Here is a 26,744-nt window from a genome sequence, read left to right on the forward strand (position 1 = left end):
TCAGGCCGAGTGCCGCTTCGACTCCGTGAGTGCGCGGGACGCGAAGTCGACCGTGAGACCGATGATCGTGCGGCTTTCCCGCAGCACCTTGCCGATCACCGGGAACGCGTGGATCTGCCCACTCCAGATGTGGGTCTCGATCTGCCGGCCCTCTCGGTCGAACCGGTCGGTGAGGATCTCGACGTCGGGCCGCATGATCTCGTATTCGGCGGCGGTGAGGAAGACCGGCGGGAACAGTGCGGGATCCGCGTTCACCGGCGACTGGGCACCCGGAATCTGGTCGGGCCCGGCCAGCCAACGGTCCTTCAGCTTGGCCACCTGCGACATCGGCAGGTACGCGTCGCGCTTCATGAAATCGGGGTCGTGATCCTCGAGGTCGAGGTTGAGCAGCGGGGAGTATCCGATGACGGCCGCCGGCCGGGTGATGCCCCGCAGCGCGGCGACTTCGGCGACCTTCATCGCGAGGTACCCGCCCGCCGAGTCCCCCGCGACGATCACCCGGGTGGGGTCGTCGCACACCTTCAGCACCTCGGTGTAGGCGGTCATGGCGTCCACCAGCGACGCCCCGATCGCCCCCTTGGGAAGCTGCCGGTACTCGACCGAGACGACGGGCGCACCCGACCGCGCGGCGAGCAGACCGCACAGCGCCCGGTGGGTGGCGAGCCCGCAGAACACGAATCCGCCGCCGTGGAAGTAGAGGATGGTGGCGCCGTCCATCGAGGTGACGGCGGGTCGCGGATGGGTGATCTTCTCGCACGGCACCCCGCCGAGCGAGATCGCCACGATGTCGAGCCCCTTCGGCTTGGGTAGCCGGTCGATGAGTTCGTCGAGGGCCGCCAGCAGTTCGATGCCGCGGTCCGTCGTCGGCCATATCGTGAACAGCGGTTTGACGAAAGCCCTGGCAAACCAGAACGTCATGCGCGCCCGTCGACTGACATCCCAGTGCCACACGATCGATCCTCGCGTTCGCATACTGCCCTCCGTTGTATCGGACGCTTGTCCAGCCAACTGGACACCCTAGGGCGATCCAGGGAGAAACGCACCCACATCCCCCGAGACCTCACGCCACGGTAAGTCGAAGCCGCACGTTACCGAGCGACTTCGACTGAATTTCCGTCCGATTACCGGAAGTTCACCGGCCGAGCCGCTGCTCCAGCCGAGCGATGATCTCCGTCGCCACCTGTGTCGGCGATCCGCCCACGTCCACCACGATGGCGTCCTCGTCGGGTTCGATCGGCTCGAGCGTCGAGATCTGCGTGTCCAGCAACGACGGGGGCATGAAGTGGTCCAGCCGGGCGGTCAGCCGTTCCCCGATCTGCGCGCGCGACCCGGCGAGATGCACGAACACGACGTTGTCGCCACGCAGGACGTCGCGGTAGCTGCGCTTGAGCGCGGAGCAGGTGATGACCCCGGGAAGACCGTTGTCCGTGTGGTCCCGGATCCATCCCGCGACGAGATCGAGCCACGGCCAGCGGTCCTCGTCGGTCAGCGGCTGCCCCGACGCCATCTTCGCGACATTCGCGGGAGGATGCAGGGCGTCGCCCTCCTGCAGGTCCCAGCCCATCGCGCCGGCGATGATTCCCGCGACCGTCGACTTCCCGGACCCGGACACGCCCATCAACACCAGGACGGGATCCGCGGTCTGCGGCGTGCGTCCTACCGGTTCGCGCGTACTCACGTGCATCTCACCAACCTCACTCGACATTCTCGACCCCCTTTAGATGAACACGCTGAGCGCGAGGACACCGGCCAGACCGGTGACGGAGATGATGCACTCCATCACCGTCCACGTCTTCAGGTTCTGCACCACCGTGACGCCGAGGTATTCCTTCACCAGCCAGAATCCCGCGTCGTTGACGTGCGACAGGAACAGCGAGCCGGAGCCGATCGCGAGCACCATCAGCGAGACGTGCGTGGACGTCAGCTCGGCGGCGACGGGCGCGAGGATGCCGGACGCGGTGACGGTCGCGACGGTGGCCGATCCGGTGGCGACCCGGATCAGGACGGCCACGAGCCAGGCGAGGAACAGGACCGGAAGGGCACTGCCCTTGATTGCTTCGGCGATCACGTCGGCGATGCCGGTGTCGATCAAGACCTGCTTGAATCCGCCGCCCGCACCGACGATCAGGAGGATTCCGGCGATCGGGGGCAGCGAGCTCTCCAGCGAGGCCGCGATGGCGTTGCGGTCCATGCCGCCGCCCCGGCCGAGGAGCAGCATTCCGGCGAGCACCGCGAGTCCGAGCGCCACGACCGGCGTTCCGAGGAAGTCGAGCAGTGCCTTCGCGGGCGAGTCCGAGTCGGCGGCGGCGACGTCGGCAATCGCCTTGCCCAGCATCAGGACGACCGGGAGCAGGATGGCGGACAGGGTGGCCGCGAAGCTGGGGCGGCGACGCTCGGCGGCGACCTCCGCGCCTTCCCTGTCTTCGACGGTCACGTAGAGCTCGGGGACGGGCACGTCCACCCAGCGGGCGGCCAGCTTGCTGAACAGCGGTCCGGCGACGATGACGGTGGGAATCGCGACGACGACGCCGAGCGCGAGCGTGAGTCCGAGGTTCGCATTGAGCGCCGCGACCGCGACCAGCGGCCCGGGGTGCGGCGGAACGAGACCGTGCATCGCCGACAGACCGGCGAGGGTGGGGATCGCGATGCGCATCAGCGACAGCCCCGAACGGCGCGCGACGAGAATGATGACCGGCATCAGCAGCACGAGGCCGATCTCGAAGAACATCGGCAGGCCGATCACCGCGCCGACCAGTGCCATCATCCAGGGCAGCGTCCGCGGTCCCGCACGCCCGACGAGGGTGTCCACGACGCGGTCGGCGCCACCCGAATCGGCGAGCAGCTTGCCGAACATGGCACCGAATCCGATCAGGATTCCGACGCTGCCCATCGTGGCGCCGAAGCCCTCGACGAACGATTTCACCGAGTCCGTGGCACCGAGACCTGCGCCGATGCCGACGCCGACGGCGCCGATCGACAGCGCGAGGAACGGATGGAGTTTGAGCCAGGTGATCAGCGCGATGATGACGGCGACGCCGACGACGGCAGCCGTGATCAGCTGCGCGTCGGTGCCGGCGCTGTCGGCCGCTGCGAGTAGTGACGCGGTACTCATTCTGTTGCTCCAGGGAGATCGGTGTTGGAATGACCGTTGTTCGTGACTCAGGTCACTCTGCCTCATAAACCATATGATTTCAAGGCGTAGTCCAAATAAGTACTACTTAGAAGTCCGGTCGCGCGCCAACGTGTGTTCAGCGGGTGCAAGCGTGGGACCATCGGCGGATGACCAACGCAGAGGGCGCCGAGTACCGGCAATTGCACGAAACGGTGCTCGACCGGCTCGGCGGCGACATCGTGGCCGGCGTCCTGGCACCCGGCACCCGCATCTCCGCCGACGACGTGGTCACCCAGTACTCCGTCTCCCGCACCGTCGTCCGCGAGGTGGTCCGGGTTCTCGAATCCCTCGGACTCCTGGCCGTCCGTCGCCGCGTCGGGATCACGGTCCTCGGCGAGGAGCACTGGAATTCACTGGACCCGAGCGTGATTCGCTGGAAACTCGCCGGACCGCAGCGGTTCGAACAGCTGTCGAGCCTGAGCGAACTGCGGTCGGGTATCGAACCGCTCGCCGCGCGTCTCGCGGCGACACGGGCGACGCCGGAACAATGCGGGGCACTGACGGCGGCCGTCATCGGAATGTCGTCGACGTCCCGTGCGGCGGACACGGACGCGTACCTGGCCCACGATTCCGACTTTCACCGCACCCTGCTGACCGCGTCGGGAAATCCCCTGCTGCGTGCGATGTCGCAGATCGTCGTGGAGGTACTGGAGGGCCGCACCCGGCACTCACTGATGCCGCACGTCGCGGAGACCGAAGCGATCCGGCTGCACGGCGTGGTGGCGTCGTCCATCCAGATGGGCGACGCCGACGCGGCGGAGGCGGCCATGCGCGCGATCGTCAGCGAATCCGCGACCGCCGTCGAGCAGATGAAGGACGACGAAGACACCCGCGAGTGAGATCCTCGCAGGTGTCGACGTCGTAGCGCGGAAAGGTCTACACGACCGAATCGGAGTGCATGGCTTCGAGTTCCACGCCCTTCGTCTCCTTGACCCAGCGCAGCACGAAGACGAGCGACAGCACCGCGCAGACGGCGTAGAAGCCGTAGGAGATTCCGAGCGAGAAGTCCTTCATGGACGGGAACGTCACGGTGATCAGCCAGTTCGCCGCCCACTGCGCGCCCGCGGCGAGTGACAGGGCGGCGGCGCGGATGCGGTTGGGGAACGCCTCGCCGAGCAGAACCCACACGACCGGGCCCCACGACATTCCGAACGCGACCACGAAGAGGTTGGCGGCGACCAGCGCGATCGGGCCCTGCAGCCCGGTCAGCTGCGGCGTCGTGACACCGTTCACGACGGTCGTGGAGGCGGTTCCGAAGATGAACGCCATGGTCGCGAGCGTCACGGCCATGCCGGCGGAGCCGATGATGAGCAACGGCCGACGGCCCACCCGGTCGATGTAGGCGATGGCGATGAGGGTGGTGGCGATGTTGACCACGGACGTGATGACCGTGATCTTCAGGGAGCTGCCCTCGTCGAAGCCGACGGCCTGCCACAGGACGCTCGAGTAGTAGAAGATCACGTTGATGCCGACGAACTGCTGGAAAACCGAGAGTCCGATACCGATCCACACGATCGGCATCAGGCCGAACGCGGAGCCCTTCAGATCGCGGATCGACGGCTGCGTCTCGCGGGCCAGCGTCGAACGGATGCTCTCGATCTTGAGGTCGAGGCCCTTCTCGCCGAGCAGAACCGCGAGGATGCCGCGGGCCTCGGCGATGCGTCCCTGAGCGATCAGGTAGCGGGGGGATTCGGGAATCGTCAGCGACAGCAGACCGTAGGCCAGCGCGGGCACACACATCGCGAGGAACATCCACCGCCAGGCCTCGAGCCCGAACCACAGTTCTTCCTGCGATCCGCCGGCGAGCGCGGCGAGGGCGTAGTCGACCAGGAGCGAGACGAAGATGCCGGTGACGATCGCGAGTTGCTGCAGCGATCCGAGACGTCCACGCACCCGGGCGGGCGAGATCTCGGCGATGTAGGCGGGTGCGATGACCGAGGCCAGACCCACACCGATGCCGCCGACGATCCGGAACGTCACGAGTATCTCGACGTTGGCCGCGAATCCGGTGCCGATGGCGCTCAGCAGGAACATCACCGCAGCCGCCCGCATGGTGACGAGGCGTCCGTACCGGTCGGCGATCCGCCCGGCCAGCATCGCTCCCGCCGCGGCACCGAGCAGTGCCGAGGCGATCGCGAATCCGAGGAGTGCGGACTCGACCTGGAACTTGCCCTCGATCGCCGACACGGCGCCGTTGATCACTGCGCTGTCGTAGCCGAACAGTAGGCCGCCGAGTGCGGCGACGACCGCGATCCGGACGGGAACCGAAGTGCCCTCTGCGGTGTCGCCGGGCGATTCCGCGCCGGGCAACAGGACGTTTTCAGTCATGGGACTCCTCGTGAGCAAGGGGTGATCGAGACTCGGATCGGGCCGAGGCCTGCGCAGAGTGCGCAGTCGTTGTGGTGTGGAACACAGTAGGCAACGAAACCACGAATCGTCAAGACATGAACATACGAAGACGCGTTTGTCCGATTTGTATTCACCAATGAACACGTGGTGCGCGAAGAACTCAGACCTCGCCCCCTGACGCGGAGCGAGAATTCAGCGGCGAACAGTCAGGCGGGAAGCGCGGATCGCAGACCCAGGGCGACGGCGCCGAGCACCTGAGCGCGGGGGCCGAGTTCGGCGACGCGGATGTCCAGGGAGCGGACCGCGCTGGGCACCGCGTAGCGGCCGACGACCTCACGCATCGGCCCGAGGAGCAGTTCGCCGGCCAGTGCGAGTTCGCCGCCGATGACGAGTCGTTCGGGATTGACGAGATTGCACAGGCTCGCTGCCGCGACGCCGACGTGGCGCCCCGTGTCCGCGAGCACCCGGATGCAGGCGGCGTCGCCGCGCTCGGCCATCGCGACGATGTCGGCGATGCTCAGATCTGGACCGCGGCTCGGGGCGAGCAGCCCGATCACGACGTGCGAGGCGACGAGGGTCTCGAGGCAGCCGCGGTTGCCGCAGCGGCACACCTGCCCGAACTCGTCGAGGGTCAGGTGGCCGATTTCGCCTGCGGTGCCGCCTCTTCCGCGGTACAGCCGGCCGTCGAGGACGAGGCCGGCACCCACACCGTCGGACAGTTTGATGTAGGCGAGGTCGGTGGTGCCGCGGCCCGCTCCCCACATGTGTTCGGCGAGCACACCGAGGTTCGCGTCGTTGTCGACGTGCACGGCGGTGCCGAGATACTCCGACGCGATGGCGGCCGCGTCGACACCGACCCAGCCGGGGAGGATGGACGGGCCGCCGACCTCGCCGGTGTCGGTCTCGAGCGGTGCGGGCAGACCCATGCCGACCGCGAGGACGGACGTGCGGTCGCAGCCGAGTCGGTCGAGGGCCGCGTCGAGAAGGGCGCCGGCCTGCACCACGCCGTCCTCCGCGCGGTGACCCGCACCGAGTTCGACGCGTTCCTCGGCGAGCACCTGGTGTGCCATGTCGGCGACGGCGACGGTGAGATGGCGGTGCCCGAAGTCGATCCCGACCGCGAGGCCCATCCGGCGAGTGAGCCGCACCGCCCGGCCGCGCTGACCGGGGTGGTCGCCGCCCGGCACGGCGACCATCCCGGCCGCGGTCAATTCCTTGACCATGTTGGACACGGTGGCGGGGGCCAATCCGGTGCGACGCGCGATCTCCGCCTGGGTGAGCTCACCCGACGTCTGGAGCGCGCGGACCACACGGTGCTGGTTGGCGGATTTCAGCGAGGACTGAGAACCCGGCCGCTGGGAATCACCGTTGTCACTGTCGCGCACGATTCACCGTACCGCGCCGTTTCACGCGCTACCGGGCGAGTGCCGCCGCCTCACGTGCGAGTCCGCTGATCCGGTCCCAGTCCTGCTGCTTCACGGCGTCGGCGGGCGTGAGCCAGGATCCGCCGACGCAGCCGACGTTGGGCAGCGACAGGTAGTCGCCGACGTTCGACGTGGAGATACCGCCGGTGGGACAGAATCGGGCCGCCGGAACGGGTGAGTGGATCGAGCCGAGGAACTTCGCGCCGCCCGACGCCTCGGCGGGGAAGAACTTGAGTTCGCGGTAGCCGTGCTCGAGCAGGAACAGCACCTCGGAGACGGTCGCCGCGCCCGGGAGGTGCGGCAGTTCGGTGTCCGTCATCGCCTTCAGCAGGGTTTCGGTGCTACCCGGCGAGACCAGGAACTGCGCTCCCGCTTCGGCCGCCTGCGCAGCCTGCACCGGTTCCACGATCGTGCCCGCGCCGACGCAGATCTCCGGCACCTCGGTCGCGATCGCCTTGATGGCGTCGAGGGCACACGGAGTCCGCAGGGTCAGTTCGATCATCGGGATGCCGCCGGCCACCAGCGCGCGGGCCACCGGCACCGCGTCGCCGAGGTCGTCGACGACGACGACGGGGATGACCGGGACGCGGTCGAGGAGGGAGGGGCTGTTCGTCACTGAATACTCCTTAGACGGGTTGGGGGTGGAAAACGCTGGCGCCCTGGGTCGCCGGTCCGACGGCGGCACGCAGGCCGGCGAAGAGTTCGCGGCCCGTGCCGACCCATTCGTCGGCGCCCGGCGCACGACCGGTCGCCGGGCGGGCGGCCAGTTCTTCGTCGCTCAGGTGCACGTTCACGGATCCGGTCACCGCGTCGACGGTGAGGACGTCGCCGTCACGCACCCGCGCGAGCGGTCCGTCCGCGGCCGCCTCGGGGGTGAGGTGGATGGCCGCGGGCACCTTCCCGGACGCGCCGGACATCCGGCCGTCGGTGACGAGCGCGACCTTGCGGCCCTGGTCCTGCAGAACACCGAGTACCGGTGTGAGCTTGTGCAATTCGGGCATGCCGTTGGCGCGCGGCCCCTGGTACCGGAGCACGGCCACGAAGTCGCCGGTCAGCGTGCCCGCCTCGAAGGCGGCGAGGAAGTCGAGCTGATCGTCGAACACCCGGGCGGGGGCCGTCACCACGCGGTGGTCCGGGTGGACCGCCGACGTCTTCATCACGCACGAACCCAGGTTTCCGGTCAGCATCTTCAGACCGCCGTTGACGTCGAACGGATCTTCCGGTCCGCGCAACACGTTGGTGTCCAGGCTGATTCGGGTGCCCGGCTGCCATTCGACGCCCTCGCCGGACAGCTTCGGCTCCTCGGTGTACCGGCGGAGTCCGGCGCCGACGACGGTCTTCACGTCCTCGTGCAACAGTCCCGCATCCAGCATCGACGATACGACGTAGCCGAGGCCGCCCGCCGCGTGGAAGTGGTTCACGTCCGCCGAGCCGTTGGGATAGATCCGGGCGAGCAGCGGCACCACCGCGGACAGGTCCGACAGGTCGTCCCACGTGAGGGTGATGCCGGCGGCGCGGGCGATCGCCACGAGGTGCATCGTGTGGTTGGTCGATCCGCCGGTCGCGAGCAGTGCGACGCAACCGTTGACCACGGCCTTCTCGTCCACGACCTCGCCGACCGGCGTGTAGTCGTCGCCGAGCGAGGTGAGACCGGTGACGCGCTTTCCCGCCTCCCAGGTGAGGGCTTCCCGCAGCGGGGTGCCCGGGTTCACGAAGCTCGATCCGGGCAGGTGCAGGCCCATGACCTCCATGAGCAGCTGGTTGGAGTTGGCCGTGCCGAAGAACGTGCAGGTGCCGACACTGTGGTAGGACGCAGCCTCGGCGTCGAGCAGTTGCTCGCGGTCGGCCTTGCCCTCCGCGTACAGCTGGCGGACGCGCGACTTCTCGTTGTTGGGCAGCCCGGACGTCATCGGCCCGGCGGGCACGAAGATCGTCGGCAGGTGGCCGAATCCGAGTGCGCCGATGAGCATTCCGGGCACGATCTTGTCGCACACGCCGAGCATCAGGGCGCCGTCGAACATGTCGTGGGACAGGCCGATCGCCGTCGCCATCGCGATGACGTCGCGGCTGAACAGCGACAGCTGCATGCCGTCGCGGCCCTGGGTGATGCCGTCGCACATGGCGGGGACGCCGCCTGCGAACTGGGCGATGCCGCCGGCCTCCATGACCGCGGCCTTCAGCTGCCGGGGGAAGTGCTCGAACGGCTGGTGCGCCGACAGCATGTCGTTGTAGGACGAGACGATCGCGATGTTGGGCTTGACGAAGGCGCGCAGTGCCTTCTTGTCGGCCGGTCCAGACGCGGCGAAGCCGTGCGCCAGGTTCGCGCAGGCCAGCTTGCCGCGCGCCGGGCCGCGGTCGGCGGCCTGCCGGATGCGGTCGAGGTAGACCGTGCGCTCGGGCCTGCTGCGCTCGATGATGCGTTCGGTGACGGCGGCGAGGACGGGGTGTACGTCGGCGGTGGGTGTGGGCGCGTCGGTCATGCGGTAACTCCTTCGTGCCAGGCGCGGCCGTCGCGCTCGATCAGGATGGTCGCGTCGGTGGGTCCGTTGGTGCCCGCCGGGTACCGCCGCGGTGCGCGCTCGGACTTCTCCCACCCGACGAGGATCTGCTCGACCCACTCCCAGGCGGCCTCCACCTCGTCGCGGCGCATGAACAGGGTCGGGTTACCCCGGACCACGTCCATCAGCAGCCGCTCGTAGGCGTCGGGCGACGGACGCTTGAACGTTTCGATGTAGTTGAGGTCCAGCGACACCGGCTTGAGGCGGATACCGCCGGGGCCGGGTTCCTTCGCCGTCATGTGCAGACGCATGCCCTCGTGGGGCTGCAACTGGATGACCAGGCGGTTGGGTTCGCTGTGACCCTCGCTGCCGGGGAACATAGGGTGCGGGACGGGCTTGAACTGCACCACGATCTCCGAGCAGCGGCGGTCCATGCGCTTTCCGGTGCGCAGGTAGAACGGCACGCCTGCCCACCGCCAGTTCTGGATCTCGGCCTTGACGGCGATGAACGTCTCGGTGGTGCTGTCCGGGTTCTCGACGTCGTCCTGGTATCCGGGCACAGCTTTCCCGTCGGCGAGCCCGGGGCCGTACTGGCCCGCGACGGTGCAGCGTTCGACGTCCTGCGGACTCATCGGCTTGAGTGCCTGGAGCACCTTCAGCTTCTCGTCGCGCACGGTCTCGCGGTCGACGTAGGTGGGCGGCTCCATCGCGACGAGGCAGAGCATCTGCAGCAGGTGGTTCTGCAGCATGTCGCGCAGCGCGCCCGCCGACTCGTAGTAGCCGCCGCGGCTGCCCACTCCGAGCGACTCGGCGACGTTGATCTGCACGTGGTCGATCGACGAGGAGTTCCACAGAGGCTCGAGGAACGTGTTGGCGAATCGAGTGACCAGCAGGTTCTGGACGCTCTCCTTGCCGAGGTAGTGGTCGATGCGGAAGATCTGCGACTCCTCGAACACTGCGCCGACCGCGTCGTTGACGGCGCGAGCCGAGGCGAGGTCGTGGCCGATGGGCTTCTCCAGCACGACGCGGGACTGCGCGTCGGCGAGACCGTTCAGGGCGAGGTTCTCGCAGATCGGCCCGAACAGGCCGGGGGCGCACGCCAGGTAGAACACCCGGATGGCGCCTTCCCGGTCGACGAGACAGTCCTGCAGGCCCGCCCAGTCCGCCGGGTCCGCGACGTCGACGGTGACGTATTCGAGGCGATTGAGAAATCGCTCACAGGTGTCCGAATCCAGCTGATCGCCGGAGACGAACCGTGCGAGTTCTCCTCGCACCTTGTCGCGGTAGCCGTCGGTGTCGAGACCGGCTCGCGAGGCACCGATCACGCGGGTTTCGGCGGGCAGCTGACCGTCCCTGTCGCGCAGGTAGAGCGCGGGAAGCAGCTTACGAACCGCCAGGTCGCCGGTGCCGCCGAACACGACGAAATCGCACGGTTCCACGGTGGTCGCTGGTGACATGTCATCTCCCTCTGAAAGCCGGATGTGTGGGCCATCACAGACGAGAGTAGGCGACCTTTGGCTTTCGATCAATACAGACTTAAGTATTTCTACGAACAAAGATCTGAACCTTACGTTGTCAGACGCGTGTCCGGTTGGTTGAATGGCCTGCATGCGGACGCCTCGCTCGACGACCTCCCCGGCGACGGGTGGCGACGTTTTCGCCCTCATTCGCGCCGGGCTAGCCACCACGCGCACCGAGATCGGCAACCTCACCGGGCTGTCCCGCACGGCCGTCGCGGCCCGGGTGTCGTCACTGCAGGCGTCGGGACTCGTCGTCGAACGCGAAGAGGGCGTGTCGACCGGCGGACGCCCGCCGGTGAAACTCTCGTTTCACGTGCAGGCCGGCGTGGTGCTGTCGGCCGCCATCGGCCGGAGCCGCACCCAGCTGGCCATCTGCGACCTCGCAGGCGACGTCATCGTCGCCGAGGATGTGGAGCAGGAAATCGGCACGAGCCCGGCCGAGCTGATGCCCGTCATCGCGAGGCGGCTCATCGCGCTGCGCGAGGGCCTGGGCGAGACCGCGGGGCGGACGGTCGGGATCGGGATCAGCCTCCCCGGCACCGTCGACACCGAACGCGGGTGCAGCCTGAACTCCCCCATGATGTCGGGCTGGGACGGCGTCCCGCTGCAGCCGTTCCTCGCCGACGTCACCGACGCGCCCGTCTTCGTCGACAACGACGCCAACGTCATGGTCCTGGCCGAGCGGCGCGGGGAACGCCGCGACTTCGCCGACATGCTGCTCATCAAGGCGTCGACCGGGCTCGGCGCCGGACTCGTGTCCGGCGGCGTGCTGCAGCGGGGCGCCTTGGGCGCGGCGGGCGAGATCGGGCACACGAAAACCGCAGCGGCACAAGGAGTGGTGTGCCGCTGCGGTGATGTGGGTTGTATCGAGGCCGTCGCCGGCGGGTGGGCGCTGGTCCGCAACCTGCAGGAGCAGGGACGCGACGTCACCCACATCCGCGACGTGATCACCCTCGCGCTCGCCGGCGACGCCGAGGCCCGGCGAATGATCCGCGAGAGCGGGCGTCAGATCGGCGAGGTCCTGTCGGGGGCGATCAACCTCCTCAACCCGGAGGTCGTGATCGTCGGCGGCGACATGGCGCAGGCGTACGAGACGTTCGTGGCCGGGCTACGCGAAACCCTGTACGGCAACGCGATCGCCGTCGCCACCCAGCAGCTTCAGATCCTCCCCTGGACGCACGGGGAACTGTCGGGCGTCGTCGGCAGCGCCACCATGGCACTCGACCACGTCCTCAGCGTGCGGGCCGTCGACCGGCTGCTCGCGCAGCAGAAATAGGCGGCTCCGCCGCCCGTGCGTGGTTAACGAGTCCAGAGACTCGCTAGGCACGCACGGGCCGGAGGCCTATTTGACGTCGGAACCGTGCCGGGTGAGCGGCATGATCTCGATCTTCATGTACGGGAACAGGGGAAGGTTCCACAGGATCTCGTGCAGTTCGTCGGCCGACTCGACGTCGAAGATGCTGATGTTGCTGTACTGACCGACGATCCGCCAGATCTCGGGCCACTTGCCGGAGCGCTGGAGCTCCTGCGAGTAGGCCTTCTCCTTGGCGATGGTCTCGTCCCGGACCTTCGGGTCAAGGTCGCGGGGAATGGCGACGTCCATGCGCACGTGAAAGAGTGCCATCGGGTGGTGTCCTCCTCAGTTCCTGGTCCAGGTCTTGACGGCGTCCATGTTGAGCTCGACTCCGAGTCCGGGGCCTTCGGGCAGGGTCACCTGGCCGTCGGCGTAGCGAAGCGGTTCCTGCAGCAGTTCCTCGCTGAACAGCAGGGGCCCGAACAGTTCGGTGCCGAAGTTGATGCCGGGCTCGGCGCAGGCGAACTGGATGGACGCCGCGGTCCCGATCGGGCCTTCGATGGACGTGGCTCCGTGGCAGGCGATTCCGGCGGCCTTGGCGATGGCGACCACTTCGCGGCTCTTGGCGAGGCCACCGCACTTGGTGGTCTTGAGCGCGATGACGTCGGCGGCGCCGCGGCGCGCGACCTCGAGGGCGTCGTGCGGCGTCTGGACACTCTCGTCGGCCATCACCGGAACGGGGACGAGACGGTTCAGCTCGGCGAGGACCTCGAGTTGCTCACCGGGTGTGGGCTGCTCGATCAGTTCGACGCCGCCGTCGACGAGGCGGGGCACGTACTTCAGCGCGGTCAGCCGGTCCCATCGGGCGTTGACGTCGATCCGGACGCCGGCCTTGCACTCGAGGGCCTGGGCGATCCGGACCACCCGCGCCGTGTCGACGGCGGGGTCGAGCGCGCCCATCTTCAGCTTGAAACTGAAGTGCCGCTTCGACTCGACGAGGCCGAGGGCCTCCTCGATGATCTCCTCGGCGGGTGCGGCGCCGAGGGCCCAGGTGACGTCGACGCCTTTTCGGAAGGCGCCGCCGAGCAGCGTGTGCACGGGCACACCCAGGCTGCGCGCCCAGGCGTCGTGCAACGCGACGTCGACGGCGGCCTTCGCGAAACGTGCGTTTGCGACCACCCTTTCGATGTCCGACATGATGCCGGTGATCTCGTCGACACGCCGCCCCAGCAGGACCGGGACGATGTACTTCTCGATGATCGCCTGCATCGTCTCCACCGACTCGCCGCCCCACCAGGGGCCGCCGGGGACGACGCCCTCGCCGTGGCCGGTCACGCCGCCCGCGGTCCTGACCGCGACCAGCAGGAGCGGTTGCGCGGTCATCGACGTGGTCGCGAACTTGTGGGGACGCACCAGCGGCACATCGAGGATCGTCGTTTCGACGGAGACGATCGACAGGTCGGTCATCGGATCACTTTCTGTACGGGTGGAACGGGTCACGCGGGGTCGAGCACGAAGTTGTAGGTGACGTAGTTCTTGCCGTCGTCGCCGGTCTTCGGGTCGAGGATCAGTTCCGGCTTGGTGGCCGACGCGACGTCGCTGTCGATCCACTCGCCGCCCTTGAAGTACAGCTGCGTGGTGACCGACTCCTTGCCGGGCGCCGACACGATGAGGTGCAGGTGCGCGGGACGCCACGGGTGGCCGTTCTGCGCCTCGATGAACTGGCCGGTCGGGCCGTCGGTCGGGATCTGGTACGGCGCCGGCTGGATCGTGGTGATCTCGTAGCGACCCTCGCCGTCGACGATGATCGTGCCGCGCAGGTTCCACTCGGGCAGGTGCGGTGCGAACTGCGAGTAGTAGCCGTCGTTGTCGGCGTGCCACAGTTCGACCTTCGCCCCGGCGAGGCCGTTGCCGTCGAGGTCGGTGACCTGGCCGGCGAAGACGAGCGGGGTGATCTTCTCGTCCTCGGCACGCATCGGCAGGGTGCACGTGGACGGCAGTTCCGGCGAGTTCTCGATGTAGTACGGGCCCTCGATGCTGCCCTTGGTGCCCTTGCGGGAGCGGGCGAGGACCTCTTCGACGGAGTGCTCGATGAACACGTCGAGGAACAGCGGCCATTCGCCGCCCTCGCCGACATCGATGAGCCACTGCTTGAACACGCGGTATTCGGGGTAGGTGACGCCGTGCTTGAGGATCACGTCGTTGAGCGCGCCGAGGGCGTCCTTGGCGATCGCCGCGAGCCGCTCGGGCGAGGTGTCGGCGCTGACGCGCTCGGCCTTGAACTTGTCGGTGGCGGCGGAGCCGGATCCGGCTGCGGTGGGGCTCTCGGTGGTGGTCATCGTTTCTCCTCGGGCTGAAGGAATTCGGACAGGGCTGGTATCGAGTTCTGGGCGACGCGGTGGGTGTTCACACGCCGGAGGGTCTTGCATATGTACGCTGTGCGTACTAACATCACGCTGTGCGTACACCACTACTGTGCGCGCAGTCACATTGAAATGTCAACCCCGAGTCCGAAGAAGCACACGAATCGCTGGTGGAGGCCGCAATGACCGAGAGCGATCGCGATTACATCCAGAGCATCGAGCGCGGTTTCGCAGTGCTGCTGGCGTTCGACGCCCAGCGCCCGAACCCGACGCTCGCCGAACTCGCGACGGAAGCGGGACTGTCGCGCCCCGCCGTCCGCCGGATCCTGCTGACCCTGCAGAAGCTGGGGTACGTCGCGGGGGCGGGAGGCCGGTGGTCGCTCACCCCGCGCGTGCTCAGCATCGGACAGCACTACTCGGAGTCGCACGCGCTCATCGAGGCCGCGATGCCCCGACTGCTCGAAGTGGCCGAGAAGACTCAGGAGTCCGCGTCGCTCGGTGTGCTCGACGGCGCCGACGTGGTCTACGCGGCGCGGGTCCCCGTCCGGCGGATCATGAGCATCAACGTCTCCGTGGGCACCCGTGTCCCCGCGTACGCCACGTCCATGGGCCGCGCCCTCCTCGCCTGGGCGCCCGCCGACGTCGTCGAGCGGGTGGTCGCCGAGTCGACGTTCCAGAAACTGGGGCCGGAGACCATCGGCTCCGCGGCCGAACTCGACCGCGAACTCGCCAAGGTCCGGGAGCAGGGCTTCGCGCTGACGGCCGAGGAACTGGAGAAGGGGCTGATCTCGCTCGCCGCACCGGTGCGGGACGCCGGCGGCACGGTGGTCGGCGTGGTCGCATGCTCCACGTCGTCGGCGCGCAACACTCCGGCGCAGTTCCGCGAACAGGCCGTTCCGTGCGTCCTCGCCGCCGCGGCCGCCCTGAGCGCGGACATGGGTTACGCCGGCTGACGGCGGCACGCCGGTCAGATCGGATCGAGCACGAAGTCGCAGGAGACCGCGCCGCCGGCGCCGACGTCGACGCGTGTCTTGACGGCGGACGCCGCCACGACACGCGCACCGCCCGACGCGGGGACCACACGCGTCTCGAGCGGCCGGTAGCCGCGCGCGTGCACGATCACGTTGAGGTGCCCCACGTCGGCATCGCCTCGGGCGCTGGAGAATTCGCACGGCGCGGGCTGCACGGTCGCGATGTCGAAGCGACCGCCCACGCACGTGACGACGATGCCGCGCAGGTTGTTGCGCAGGATCTCCACGGAGTACCCGGAATAGCATCCGTCGGCGTCCGCGTGCCAGATCTCGATCTCTGCACCCGACAGCGGTTCGCCGGTGCGGGACCGGACGACGCCCGTCATCCGCAGCGGCGTTCCGGGTTCGCCGGGAAGTGCCGCGAGGTTCGCCGTCCACGGCAGCACCCGCTGCGCGGGGAGGTAGAACTCCCGGTCCACGTAGTCGAGGCAGGCCCGGTCCGCCCGGGGTGCGGTCGTCGTCGACGTTGAGGTCATCACCTGATCCGATCACTAATGCACGCTGTGCGTACACAGGGAACGCTGTGCGGTCGTGATCGAGTGTGCGCGCAGTCACAGGCGTTCGTCAACTGCGGTCCGTTCACATCGCGAACGGGTCGGTCCGGGGCAACTGTGGGATAATTTCCCGGCCACCGGCGGACAACGACGTTTCGCCGTCGCCCGGTGCGCGCCCTCGCGCCGGCCACGTCGAACACCCGAGGAACACATCGATGACCACCCCTCCCCGCAGCATCACCCTCCGCTTCCTCGCCGCACCCACCGAGGTCGCGACGCTCGGAGGCGCGGTCCAGGGCGGCCGCATCCTCGAATGGATCGACAAGGCCGCGTACGCCTGCGCGGTCGGCTGGAGCGGGAGTTACTGCGTCACCGCGTACGTCGGAAACATCAAATTCACCCGGTCCATCGAGTCCGGACATCTCGTGGAGGTCGAAGCGCGCCTCGTCCACACCGGGCGCTCCAGCATGCACATCCAGTGCACGGTCTCGTCCGCCGATCCGCGGACCGGCCAGTTCACCGAGGCCAGCAACTGCCTGATCATCTTCGTGGCCGTCGACGACTCCGGAAAGCCGACGACCGTGCCGCCGTGGAAGCCCCTCACCGCCGCCGACCACGCCGAGTCCGAGGAGGCCGTCATGCGCATCGGCCTACGGGCCGACATCGAAGAGGCGATGAGCAAGCAGAGCTACACCGACGCGGGCACCGCACCGGAATCGCTGACCCGCTTCCTGGCCGCGCCCACCGACGTCAACTGGGGCGGCAAGACGCACGGCGGGACCGTGATGCGCTGGATCGACGAGGCCGCCTACCTGTGCGGCACCTCGTGGAACGGCACCCCGTGCGTCTCCGTCTACGCCGGCGGTGTCCGGTTCTACCGCCCGATCCAGATCGGGCACGTCGTCGAGGTCGACGCCCGCCTGCTGCACACCGGCGCGCAGACCATGCACATCTCGGTGCACGTGCGGTCCGGTGATCCGCGCACCCGGGAAATGAACCTCACCACCCACTGCCTCACCGTCGTCGCCGCTGTCGACGACAACGGCGCGGCAACGGCTGCGCGGCAGTGGGTTCCGCAGTCCGACGAGGATCGCAAACTGGAGGCGCACGCCCGCGAACTCATCGCCCTCCGCGACCGGGCGCGAATCGGCGCCCTCGCGTAACCCACCCGGGTAGCGTCACGGGAAAAGGTCTACCCGCGGAAGGAGCGGGGGATGCCCGGCGACCGCCCACTCGACGCGCAGTTGTCCCGGCGGCGGGTGCTGCAGTGGGGCGCGGGAGCCGCGCTGCTCGGACTCACCGCGGCCTGCGCCCGCAGCGAGAACAGCGAGGCGGCGATCGGACCGGATTCACCGCAGGTGCGGGCGTTCGCCGAGGCCGAGTCGCGGCGGTTCCCCGGCGGTCGTCCGGTCGCCTACGAGCTGACCGCGGCGCAGTCCGACGTCGACCTTGCAGGCACGCGCACCGCGGCGTGGCTGTACAACACGCAACTGCCGGGCCCGGTCCTGCGCGCGAACGTCGGCGACCGGGTCCAGGTGCGGTGTCGCAACCAGCTCCCGGACCCCACGACCGTGCACTGGCACGGGCTGGCCATCCGCAACGACATGGACGGGGTCCCGAATGTCACGCAGGCTCCGATACCGGCGGACACAGAGTTCGTCTACGACTTCATCCCGCCCGACCCGGGCACGTACTGGTACCACACGCACGGCGATCTCCAGCGCGGCCGCGGGCTGTACGGGGCGCTGATCGTCGACGACCCTGCAGCACCCGCGAACTACGACGCCGAGTTCGTCGTCGTGCTGTCCGACTGGCTGACCGATCGCACGCCGACGCAGGTCTTCGACGAGCGGCGCGGCGGGCGGATGGCGTCCATGCCCGATATGACGTCGGCCGCGCTCGGCGGCGATGCCGGGGACGTGCGGTATCCGGTGTATCTCGTGAACGGCAGAACTCCCGCCGACCCGGTGGTCTTCACCGCCCGAGCGGGGCAACGCGCCCGCATCCGGCTGATCAACGCCGGCGACGACACGGCGTTCCGGGTCGCCCTGGGTGGCCACCGGCTGACCGTCACGGACACGGACGGTTTCCCCGTCGAACCGGTCGACACCGATTCGGTGCTGATCGGTATGGGCGAGCGGTACGACGCCGTCGTCACCCTGCAGGACGGGGTGTTTCCGCTGGTCGCGGTCGCCGAGGGGAAGGGCACGCAGGGACTCGCGGTGGTCCGCACCGGGGGCGGCGCGGCCCCCGCACCCACTGTGATGCCCGCCGAACTCGCGGCACCGCCGCTCACCGTGGCCGACCTGCGAGCCACCGAGGCCGCCCGCCTACCGGTTCTCGACCCGGCCGTCACCCTGGAGGCATCGCTCGGCGGCGACATGAAGGCGTACTCGTGGACGGTGAACGGCCAGGCGTATCCCGATCACACACCGCTGACGGTGCACTCCGATCAGCGGGTACGGCTGGTCTACACGAACAAGACGATGATGTGGCACCCCATGCACCTGCACGGGCACACGTTCGCGGTGGCCCGGATCGACGGCTCCGGACCGCGGAAGGACACCGTGATCGTGCTCCCCGGCCAGACCGTCGCCGCCGACATCGACACGACCAATCCTGGCCAGTGGATCACGCACTGCCACAACGACTATCACCTCGCCGCGGGCATGGCGACCATCTTCTCCTACGTCGGCTGAGCCCGGGCCGTCAGCCCCGGAGCGCCTCCGACGGCGCCACACCGTACTTGCGGCGGTACGCCGCCGCGAACCGGCCGGTGTGGGAGAAACCCCAGCGCATCGCGACCTCGGCGACCGTCTGTGCACCGTTCGCGCGCAGCAGGTCGTCGTGGACGCGTTCGAGTCGCACGTCCAGCAAGTAGTCGCGGGGGCTCACCCCGACGTAGTCGCGGAACCCTTCCTGCAACCGGCGGACGCTGACCCCGGCGACCTCGGCCATGTCGGCCGCCGTCCAGGCGCGGGACGGGTCGGCGTGGATCTCGTCGACCACCCGCTTCACGATCCGCGGACGCGCGCATCCCACCCCGGCCCCGTCGTCCGGGACCGCGGCGAGCACGAGCGCGGTGGTGACCGCACCCGACAACTGCTCCGCGACGAGCGCGTTGTTCAGCACCCCGTCGGACTCCAGCATCTGCTTCAGCAACGACCGCACCAGAGCAAGCCAACTCGCACCGTTCTCCGTGGTCACGTCGATCTGCGGCGGTAGCTGGATGTCGGGCCGGGCCAGGATCCGCGACATTTCCCGGTGCAGGTGGTCTCGGTCGACGCGAACCCCGATGATCGAGCACTCCTCGCTCCAGTTGGTGATGAGCGTCGACGTGTCGGGCGGGCAGATCGTCCCGGAACCCGGCGCCGAGAGCACCTCGTTCCTGCCGGTCACCGACTCGAGGTGTCCCGACAGCGGGACGTTGACGGCGTACGCGCCGGGGTGGTCGGACCGGATCGACACATCCGCACCCCAGCCGATGTGCGTGATCTTCACCGGGCCCAACTCCACGGCCTCCGCGACCGTATTGGTGGCCTTCGACCTGCTCAGCGGCGTGAGGGTGTGCGGGAAGTACACGTCCGACACGACGTGCGACGCCTCGTCCCAGTCCTCGGGGCGGGAAATCTTCGACGTGGCCGACATGGCACCAGTGTGACCGCGCACACTTCGCAATGCAATCGAGGCCCGCGCCTCAACTCGCCGCGCAAAGCGGATCACCTCCGCGCTCAGCGGATCGACGCCCCGTTCCCGCGGTCGTACGTTTCTCCGTACCTCAACAGCGCCCCGGACAGGAAGGGAGGCTCCGAACATGGAGCAGCGCGAACTCCGGAACATTTTCGGGCAGTTTGCCAGCGGAGTCACGGTCATCACGTGCGCCAACTCCGACGGTCTGCCGCACGGAGCGACGGTCACCGCCTTCACCGCCGTCTCGATCGAGCCGAGGCTGTGCCAGATCACCCTGACCCGAAAGTCGAAGGCCTGCAACTACTTGAGCAAGTCGCCGTTCGCCGTCAACATCCTCGCCGCGGACCAGGTGGACACGGCGATGCATTTCGCCGGACGCCCGCAGAACCCCGAACCCGTGTGGGCCGACGGACCGACGGCCCCCGTCCTCTGCGGCGCCGCCGCCACGCTGTCCTGCGAACCGTGGGCGGAGTACGACGGCGGCGACCACATCATCTTCATCGGTGAGATCGTGGCCGCCGAATCGAGCGGCAAGGATCCACTGCTGTTCTACCGGAGCACGTTCCACGACCTCGGTTCCCCGTCGGCGTCCGCCGCGTGGAACGGATCGATGGACGATCCGAACAGCGGATGGTTCGACTCCACCACCTCCTTCACCCCATTCCACCTTCAGCCCGTCCACTGATTGCCGAATCCGAAAGGACCGACCATGACCACCACCGAAAGCGCTCCCGAGACCACGCTCGACCCGACGAAGGTCAACCCTGCCGCGGACTGTGAAGCCAACCGCACCGCGAACTTCGCCACCCGCCCGATGACCGGTGACGAGTACATCGAGTCCCTCAAGGACGACCGCGAGATCTGGCTGCACGGCGAGCGCGTCGAGGACGTCACGACGCACCCGGCGTTCCGGAACCCCATCCGGATGACCGCGCGTCTCTACGACTCGATGCACACCGGTGAGCACGTCGACAAGGTCACCACCTCCACCGACACCGGCAACGGCGGCGTGACGATGCCGTTCTTCAAGGCCCCCACCTCCTCCGACGACCTGCTGAAGGAACGCGACGCGATCGCCACGTGGGCGCGGATGACGTACGGCTGGATGGGTCGCTCCCCCGACTACAAGGCCTCTTTCCTCGGCACCCTGCACGCGAACAAGGAGCTGTATTCACCGTTCCAGGACAACGCCGAGCGCTGGTACAAGGAATCGCAGGAAAAGGTCCTGTACTGGAACCACGCGATCATCAACCCGCCCGTCGACCGCCAGCTCCCGCCGGACGAGGTCGGCGACGTGTTCATGAAGGTGGAGAAGGAAACCGACGCCGGCCTCATCGTCTCCGGCGCGAAGGTCGTGGCCACCGGGTCCGCCATCACCAACTACAACTTCATCGCGCACTACGGGCTGCCGATCAAGAAGAAGGAATTTGCGCTCATCTGCACCGTCCCGATGGACGCGCCGGGCGTGAAGCTGATCTGCCGGTCCTCGTTCACCCAGAACGCGGCCGTGATGGGCTCCCCGTTCGACTACCCGCTGTCGAGCCGGATGGACGAGAACGACACCATCTTCATCTTCGACAAGGTGCTGGTGCCGTGGGAGAACGTCTTCATGTACGGCGACGTGGACAAGATCAACGGCTTCTTCCCGCAGTCGGGGTTCTTGCCCCGCTTCACGTTCCAGGGCTGCACGCGTCTCGCGGTGAAGCTCGACTTCATCGCCGGCATGCTGATGAAGGCCCTCGACGCCACCGGAGCCGGCGGATTCCGCGGTGTGCAGACCCGCGTCGGTGAAGTCATCGGCTGGCGAAACCTGTTCTGGTCACTCACCGAATCGATGGCCCGCAACCCCGAGCCGTGGATCGGCGACACCGTCATCCCCAAGCTCGAGTACGGCCTCACGTACCGCATGTTCATGATCCAGGGCTACCCGCGGATCAAGGAGATCATCGAGCAGGACGTCGCGTCCGGCCTGATCTACCTCCCCTCGAGCGCACGCGACTTCAAGTCACCCGACGTCCGCCCGTACCTCGACAAGTACGTCCGCGGCTCGGACGGCATGACCGCCGTCGAACGCGTCAAGATCATGAAGGCCCTGTGGGACTCGATCGGCAGCGAATTCGGTGGCCGCCACGAACTCTACGAGCGCAACTACTCCGGCAACCACGAGAACGTCAAGGCCGAACTGCTGTTCGCCGCCGAGAACCGTGGCGACGTCGCCTCCATGAAGGGCCTCGCCGAGCAGTGCCTCGCCGAGTACGACCTCGACGGCTGGACAGTACCCGACCTCATCGGAAACGACGACGTCTCGTACTTCGGCAACAAGTAGCCGATCGACCCCACAGACGCACCCTTTCTCCGCAACCGCACCCGAAATAGTTCTCGAATTCGGGTGCGGACGCGGAGAAGGGGTGCGTCTGCGTGTCCGGGGTCCTGCCGTCCGATCCCGGCTCGCGTGCGCATGCCGAACACGTCCTAGCCAGTACTCGGTAAATGCCTAGTGTGATGCAGCGCACAGGCTGCAAGAGTGGAATCCATTGCCGGACCCGGGCGCCCTCGCAGGGCGCAAGCCCCCGGAGATCTTGGAGGATCCCATGACTGAAACCCTGTACTCAGCGCCGTCCGAGGACGTGCGCGCCAAGCTGGCCGACGCGCTCATCGAAGACCCGGAAACCGGCCGCTACCAGGTGCGACGCAGCGTCTTCACCGACGAGGACCTGTTCGAACTGGAGATGAAGCACATCTTCGAGGGCAACTGGATCTACCTGGCCCACGAGAGCCAGATCCCGAACGTCGGCGACTACTTCACCACGTACATGGGCCGCCAGCCGGTCGTGATCTCCCGCAACAAGGAGGGCGAACTCAACGCCCTGGTGAACGCGTGCAGCCACCGCGGCGCCATGCTCTGCCGGCGCAAGACGGACAACCGGACCACGTTCACCTGCCCGTTCCACGGCTGGACGTTCAACAACTCCGGCAAGCTGCTCAAGGTCAAGGACCCCCGCGAGGCCGGCTACCCGGAGCAGTTCAACAAGGACGGCTCCCACGACCTCACGAAGGTCGCACGGTTCGAGAACTACCGCGGATTCCTGTTCGGCAGCCTCAACGCCGACGTCCCGCCGCTCGAGGAACACCTCGGGGACACCACGAAGATCATCGACATGATCGTCGACCAGTCGCCCGACGGACTCGAGGTGCTGCGCGGTGCGTCCACCTACACCTACGACGGCAACTGGAAGCTGCAGACCGAGAACGGCGCCGACGGCTACCACGTGTCCGCCACCCACTGGAACTACGCGGCGACCACGTCGCGACGCGAATCCGGCGAGTCCACCAACGACACGAAGGCGATGGACGCCGGCAAGTGGTCGAAGCAGCAGGGCGGCTACTACTCGTTCGACAACGGCCACCTGCTGCTGTGGACCAAGTGGGCCGACCCCGCCAACCGCCCCCTCAACGAGCGTCGCGACGAACTGATCGCCGAGTACGGCGAGGACCGCGCCGACTGGATGATCGGGGTGTCCCGCAACCTGTGCCTGTACCCGAACGTGTACCTGATGGACCAGTTCGGTTCGCAGATCCGGCACTTCCGCCCGATCTCCGTCGACAAGACCGAGGTCACCATCTACTGCATCGCCCCGAAGGGTGAGAGCCGGACGGCCCGCGCCGCCCGCATCCGCCAGTACGAGGACTTTTTCAACGCCACCGGCATGGCCACCCCGGACGACCTCGAGGAGTTCCGCTCCTGCCAGAAGACGTACCAGGCCGGGGCCGCACCGTTCAACGACCTCAGCCGCGGTGTCACCCACCAACTCCAGGGTCCCGACGAGGACGCCAAGAAGATCGGCATCAACCCGATCTCCAGTGGCGTGAAGACCGAGGACGAGGGCCTCTACCCGATCCAGCACGGCTACTGGGTGCAGGCGCTCACCAAGGCACTCGACGCCGACGTTGCCGCGAACAACCGCTGAGGGAGACGATCACCATGACTGCAGTAGCCGAAAGCACCGTCACCCAGCACGACATCGAGCAGTTCCTCTACCGTGAGGCCCGCTACCTCGACGACCGGGAGTTCGAGAAGTGGATCGAGTGCTATCACCCCGACTCCGAGTTCTGGATGCCGGCGTGGGCCGACGACGGTGAACTGACCACCGACCCGATGACCGAGATCTCACTGATCTACTACGCCAACCGCGGCGGCATCGAGGACCGGGTGTTTCGCATCAAGACCGACCGGTCGAGCGCGACGAGCCTTCCTGAACCGCGCACCGGGCACAACATCTCCAACGTCGAGGTGGTCGAGCGCCGCGGCGACGTCGTGGACATCCGGTTCAACTGGTTCACCCTGTACTTCCGGTACAACACGGTCGACACGTATTTCGGGAATTCGTTCTACACGATCGATTTTTCCGGTGAGCAGCCTCTGATCATGAAGAAGAAGGTCGTGCTCAAGAACGACTACATCCACCACGTGGTCGACATCTATCACATCTGATTTCCTTCCATTCTTCGCGAATCGAGCTGTTTTCCATGACTTTCCAAGTTGCACTGAGTTTCGAGGACGGGATCACCCGCTTCATCAAGTGTGACGGCGACGAGACGGTCGCCGACGCGTCCTACCGCGCACGCATCAACATTCCCCTCGACTGCCGAGACGGGGCGTGCGGCACCTGCAAGTCGCTCTGCGAGTCCGGCACGTACGACGGCGGCGACTACATCGAGGAAGCGCTCACCGACGACGAGGCGGAGCAGGGTTACTGCCTCCCGTGCCAGATGATGCCGGAAAGCGATCTGGTGCTGCAGATCCCGACGACGTCGGATGTCGCCAAGACGGCGGCAGGCACGTTCACGTCGACGATCACGGAGATCCGCAAGTTCTCCGACACCACCATCGGGTTCACCATCGACATCGCGAACCGGGACGACCTCGTCTTCCTCCCCGGGCAGTACGTCAACATCACCGTTCCCGGGACGGAGGCGACGCGCTCGTACTCGTTCAGCACCGGACCCACGTCGAAGGAACTGTCGTTCCTGGTCAAGATCACCGACGGCGGTCTGATGTCGGAATACCTCCGCGACCGCGCCCAGGTAGGCGACGCACTCGAGTTCACCGGCCCGATGGGAAGCTTCTTCCTGCGCGAGCAGAAGCGCCGCGCCCTGCTGCTCGCAGGCGGCACCGGGCTGGCCCCGCTGCTGTCGATCCTCGACAAGATGCGCGCCGACGCCGCAGACCACCCCGTGCACCTGATCTACGGTGTGTCGTCCGACGCGGACCTGGTGGAACTGGACAAGCTCGAGGACTACGCGAAGTCGCTGCCGCAGTTCACGTTCGACTACTGCGTGTCCGACCCGGCGAGCAGCGCCCCGAACAAGGGGTACGTCACCGGCCTGTTCGAACCCGCGCATCTGAACGACGGCGACGTGGACGTGTACCTGTGCGGCCCGCCTCCGATGGTCGAGGCGGTGCGCGACCACCTGAAGGCGGAGGGCGTCACGCCGGCGAACTTCTACTTCGAGAAGTTCAACAACGCGGCGACACCGGGTGGCTCGGCGGCGGCCGCGGCGCCGGAAGCAGAGGTCGTCGAGATGGTCGAGGCCGCTCCCGAGTACGAGATCGGCGAGGAGCACCAGCCGCTGTCCGAGTCGGACGCGCAGTTCGACGCCCGCATGGCCCTCGAACTGGGTGCGATGGAACTGACCATCGGCCGGATGACGCGGGAACAGCTGTCCGAGTACCGGATTCTCGCCGAGACCTCCTGCGAATCGATCGAGAACGACCACTTCACGGACGCGGGCAAGTTCACCGACACCAACGCCTCGTTCCACGAGTTCCTGTTCCGGTGCACCGCCAACGACGTGCTGCTGGAGGCGTACAACCGCCTCGAGGTCACGCAGCTGATGACCAAAGTGCTCCGCACCGCGGACTGGGTGGACGAGCACATCCAGCACGACCACCTCGACATCGTCGCCGCGTTCGAGAAGGGCGACCGCGCTGCCGCCCACGACCTGATCGTCAGCCACAGCGCGCACGCGAAGGCCACCATGTGCCGCGCCATCGAGAGGAGTGCCGTCGCATGAGTGGATTCGTCACTCCGCACCGATTCGACGGCAAGGTCGTCGCGGTCACCGGCGCAGCGCAGGGTATCGGACTGACGGTCGCCACCCGACTCGCGGCCGAGGGCGCGTCGCTGATCCTCATCGACCGCGCCGACCTCGTCCACGACGTCGCGAAGGGATTGCGGGAGAACCGCACCGAGGCGCACAGCATCACCGCCGACCTGGAGCAGTTCGCCGACGCCGAGGCGGCGGTCGGTGAAGCCCGGCAGCAGCACGGCCGACTCGACGTGCTGATCAACAACGTCGGCGGCACCATCTGGGCCAAGCCGTACGAGCACTACACCGCCGAGCAGATCCAGGCGGAGGTGCAGCGCTCCCTGTTCCCGACCCTGTGGACGTGCCGCGCCGCCCTCCCCCACCTCATCGCGCAGCAGTCGGGCACCATCGTCAACGTGTCGTCGGTGGCCACCCGGGGCGTCAACCGCGTGCCCTACGCGGCGTCGAAGGGCGGGGTCAACGCGCTCACCGCCTCCCTCGCGCTCGAAGCGGCGCAGTACGGAATCCGCGTGGTGGCCACCGCTCCCGGCGGCACCGAGGCGCCCGCGCGCCGCGTTCCCCGCGGCCCCGGCGCCGACACCGATCAGGAAAAGGCCTGGTACCAGCAGATCGTCGACCAGACCGTCGACTCCTCCCTCATGAAGCGGTACGGCACGCTCGACGAGCAGGCCGCCGCGATCGTCTTCCTCGCCTCGGACGAGGCCTCGTACATCACCGGCACGGTCCTGCCCGTCGCCGGTGGCGACCTCGGCTAGCCCCCACAGATCTCGACCGCCTCATCGGCGGGGCGCGTTGCAC

Annotated in this window: 24 protein-coding genes; 11 read left to right on the top strand and 13 right to left on the bottom strand. The window is 67.7% G+C overall.

Features of this window, described 5'->3' with window-relative positions:
* The 3 genes from I1A62_RS18810 to I1A62_RS18820 all read right to left on the bottom strand — a co-directional run bounded on the left by I1A62_RS18810 (position 1) and on the right by I1A62_RS18820 (position 3,112).
* On the bottom strand, positions 1-972 hold the full coding sequence (locus tag I1A62_RS18810) for an alpha/beta hydrolase (RefSeq protein ID WP_219459400.1): 972 nt from the start codon (positions 970-972) through the stop codon (positions 1-3).
* A gap of 160 nt (positions 973-1,132) precedes the next feature.
* Entirely contained in the window at positions 1,133-1,684 is a 552-nt protein-coding gene (locus tag I1A62_RS18815; protein ID WP_072947669.1) for a gluconokinase, read from the bottom strand.
* Between the two features lie 33 nt (positions 1,685-1,717).
* Positions 1,718-3,112, bottom strand: a complete 1,395-nt coding sequence (locus I1A62_RS18820; protein WP_206009766.1) for a GntP family permease — start codon at positions 3,110-3,112, stop codon at positions 1,718-1,720.
* A 167-nt stretch (positions 3,113-3,279) separates the two neighbouring features.
* On the opposite strand from I1A62_RS18820, the gene I1A62_RS18825 reads away from it, so the two are divergent.
* The gene (locus I1A62_RS18825) at positions 3,280-4,011 is read left to right on the top strand and encodes a FadR/GntR family transcriptional regulator (RefSeq protein WP_124391106.1); all 732 of its coding nucleotides are present in this window, start codon (positions 3,280-3,282) and stop codon (positions 4,009-4,011) included.
* A 37-nt stretch (positions 4,012-4,048) separates the two neighbouring features.
* On the opposite strand, the gene I1A62_RS18830 is transcribed toward I1A62_RS18825, so the two are convergent.
* From I1A62_RS18830 to zwf, 5 genes are all read right to left on the bottom strand, one after another.
* Positions 4,049-5,500, bottom strand: a complete 1,452-nt coding sequence (locus I1A62_RS18830; protein ID WP_219459401.1) for a sugar porter family MFS transporter — start codon at positions 5,498-5,500, stop codon at positions 4,049-4,051.
* 227 nt (positions 5,501-5,727) lie between these two features.
* Positions 5,728-6,906: an ROK family transcriptional regulator gene (locus tag I1A62_RS18835; protein ID WP_074933891.1), complete on the bottom strand. Its 1,179-nt coding sequence runs from the start codon at positions 6,904-6,906 to the stop codon at positions 5,728-5,730.
* 28 nt (positions 6,907-6,934) lie between these two features.
* Positions 6,935-7,561 (bottom strand): bifunctional 4-hydroxy-2-oxoglutarate aldolase/2-dehydro-3-deoxy-phosphogluconate aldolase, encoded by a 627-nt coding sequence (gene eda, locus I1A62_RS18840; RefSeq protein ID WP_219459402.1) that lies wholly within the window; start codon positions 7,559-7,561, stop codon positions 6,935-6,937.
* 10 nt (positions 7,562-7,571) lie between these two features.
* On the bottom strand, positions 7,572-9,425 hold the full coding sequence (gene edd, locus I1A62_RS18845; RefSeq protein WP_219459403.1) for a phosphogluconate dehydratase: 1,854 nt from the start codon (positions 9,423-9,425) through the stop codon (positions 7,572-7,574).
* Positions 9,422-10,900, bottom strand: coding sequence for a glucose-6-phosphate dehydrogenase (gene zwf, locus I1A62_RS18850; protein ID WP_219459404.1), 1,479 nt, complete (start codon positions 10,898-10,900; stop codon positions 9,422-9,424). The genes edd and zwf overlap by 4 nt, the downstream gene beginning before the upstream one ends.
* 151 nt (positions 10,901-11,051) lie before the next feature.
* Here zwf and I1A62_RS18855 point away from each other — a divergent pair, with 151 nt between their 5' ends.
* Positions 11,052-12,239 (top strand): ROK family protein, encoded by a 1,188-nt coding sequence (locus tag I1A62_RS18855; protein ID WP_219459405.1) that lies wholly within the window; start codon positions 11,052-11,054, stop codon positions 12,237-12,239.
* A 66-nt stretch (positions 12,240-12,305) separates the two neighbouring features.
* Here the strand turns inward: I1A62_RS18855 and catC are convergent, their stop codons facing one another.
* From catC to catA, 3 genes are read right to left on the bottom strand one after another with little or no spacing between them, the layout of a single operon-like run.
* Positions 12,306-12,587, bottom strand: a complete 282-nt coding sequence (gene catC / locus I1A62_RS18860; protein WP_072947638.1) for a muconolactone Delta-isomerase — start codon at positions 12,585-12,587, stop codon at positions 12,306-12,308.
* 15 nt (positions 12,588-12,602) lie between these two features.
* A complete protein-coding gene (locus I1A62_RS18865) occupies positions 12,603-13,724 on the bottom strand; it encodes a muconate/chloromuconate family cycloisomerase (protein WP_219459406.1) in 1,122 nt (373 codons plus the stop codon).
* A gap of 29 nt (positions 13,725-13,753) precedes the next feature.
* The gene (gene catA, locus I1A62_RS18870; protein WP_219459407.1) at positions 13,754-14,596 is read right to left on the bottom strand and encodes a catechol 1,2-dioxygenase; all 843 of its coding nucleotides are present in this window, start codon (positions 14,594-14,596) and stop codon (positions 13,754-13,756) included.
* Between the two features lie 206 nt (positions 14,597-14,802).
* On the opposite strand from catA, the gene I1A62_RS18875 reads away from it, so the two are divergent.
* Positions 14,803-15,573: an IclR family transcriptional regulator C-terminal domain-containing protein gene (locus tag I1A62_RS18875; protein ID WP_124391097.1), complete on the top strand. Its 771-nt coding sequence runs from the start codon at positions 14,803-14,805 to the stop codon at positions 15,571-15,573.
* Between the two features lie 14 nt (positions 15,574-15,587).
* Here I1A62_RS18875 and I1A62_RS18880 read toward each other — a convergent pair whose 3' ends face one another.
* Positions 15,588-16,127 carry an intradiol ring-cleavage dioxygenase gene (locus I1A62_RS18880; protein ID WP_219459408.1) on the bottom strand — a complete coding sequence of 180 codons (540 nt, stop codon included), beginning with the start codon at positions 16,125-16,127 and terminating at the stop codon, positions 15,588-15,590.
* Between the two features lie 233 nt (positions 16,128-16,360).
* Here I1A62_RS18880 and I1A62_RS18885 point away from each other — a divergent pair, with 233 nt between their 5' ends.
* Together I1A62_RS18885 and I1A62_RS18890 are read left to right on the top strand one after the other, a co-directional pair.
* A complete protein-coding gene (locus tag I1A62_RS18885) occupies positions 16,361-17,308 on the top strand; it encodes an acyl-CoA thioesterase (RefSeq protein WP_124391095.1) in 948 nt (315 codons plus the stop codon).
* A gap of 51 nt (positions 17,309-17,359) precedes the next feature.
* Positions 17,360-18,844: a multicopper oxidase family protein gene (locus I1A62_RS18890; RefSeq protein WP_219459409.1), complete on the top strand. Its 1,485-nt coding sequence runs from the start codon at positions 17,360-17,362 to the stop codon at positions 18,842-18,844.
* A gap of 10 nt (positions 18,845-18,854) precedes the next feature.
* Here the strand turns inward: I1A62_RS18890 and I1A62_RS18895 are convergent, their stop codons facing one another.
* Positions 18,855-19,793 carry an AraC family transcriptional regulator gene (locus I1A62_RS18895; RefSeq protein ID WP_219459410.1) on the bottom strand — a complete coding sequence of 313 codons (939 nt, stop codon included), beginning with the start codon at positions 19,791-19,793 and terminating at the stop codon, positions 18,855-18,857.
* 166 nt (positions 19,794-19,959) lie between these two features.
* Between I1A62_RS18895 and I1A62_RS18900 the strand changes: the two genes are divergently transcribed.
* The 6 genes from I1A62_RS18900 (at position 19,960) to I1A62_RS18925 (ending at position 26,701) form a co-directional block, all read left to right on the top strand.
* Positions 19,960-20,520 carry a flavin reductase family protein gene (locus I1A62_RS18900; RefSeq protein ID WP_124391092.1) on the top strand — a complete coding sequence of 187 codons (561 nt, stop codon included), beginning with the start codon at positions 19,960-19,962 and terminating at the stop codon, positions 20,518-20,520.
* A gap of 24 nt (positions 20,521-20,544) precedes the next feature.
* The gene (locus tag I1A62_RS18905) at positions 20,545-22,161 is read left to right on the top strand and encodes a 4-hydroxyphenylacetate 3-hydroxylase family protein (RefSeq protein WP_072947615.1); all 1,617 of its coding nucleotides are present in this window, start codon (positions 20,545-20,547) and stop codon (positions 22,159-22,161) included.
* A 265-nt stretch (positions 22,162-22,426) separates the two neighbouring features.
* Positions 22,427-23,803 (top strand): benzoate 1,2-dioxygenase large subunit, encoded by a 1,377-nt coding sequence (benA, locus tag I1A62_RS18910; protein ID WP_219459411.1) that lies wholly within the window; start codon positions 22,427-22,429, stop codon positions 23,801-23,803.
* 14 nt (positions 23,804-23,817) lie between these two features.
* The gene (gene benB, locus I1A62_RS18915) at positions 23,818-24,327 is read left to right on the top strand and encodes a benzoate 1,2-dioxygenase small subunit (protein WP_124391089.1); all 510 of its coding nucleotides are present in this window, start codon (positions 23,818-23,820) and stop codon (positions 24,325-24,327) included.
* 35 nt (positions 24,328-24,362) lie between these two features.
* Positions 24,363-25,910 carry a benzoate 1,2-dioxygenase electron transfer component BenC gene (gene benC / locus I1A62_RS18920; RefSeq protein ID WP_219459412.1) on the top strand — a complete coding sequence of 516 codons (1,548 nt, stop codon included), beginning with the start codon at positions 24,363-24,365 and terminating at the stop codon, positions 25,908-25,910.
* Positions 25,907-26,701, top strand: a complete 795-nt coding sequence (locus tag I1A62_RS18925; RefSeq protein ID WP_124391087.1) for a 1,6-dihydroxycyclohexa-2,4-diene-1-carboxylate dehydrogenase — start codon at positions 25,907-25,909, stop codon at positions 26,699-26,701. Before benC ends, I1A62_RS18925 begins: the two co-directional genes overlap by 4 nt.
* Positions 26,702-26,744 lie beyond the last annotated feature (43 nt).

Origin of the sequence: Rhodococcus sp. USK10, from assembly GCF_019378875.1 — a bacterium.
In the GTDB taxonomy this organism is placed as follows: Bacteria; Actinomycetota; Actinomycetes; order Mycobacteriales; family Mycobacteriaceae; genus Rhodococcus_F; species Rhodococcus_F pseudokoreensis.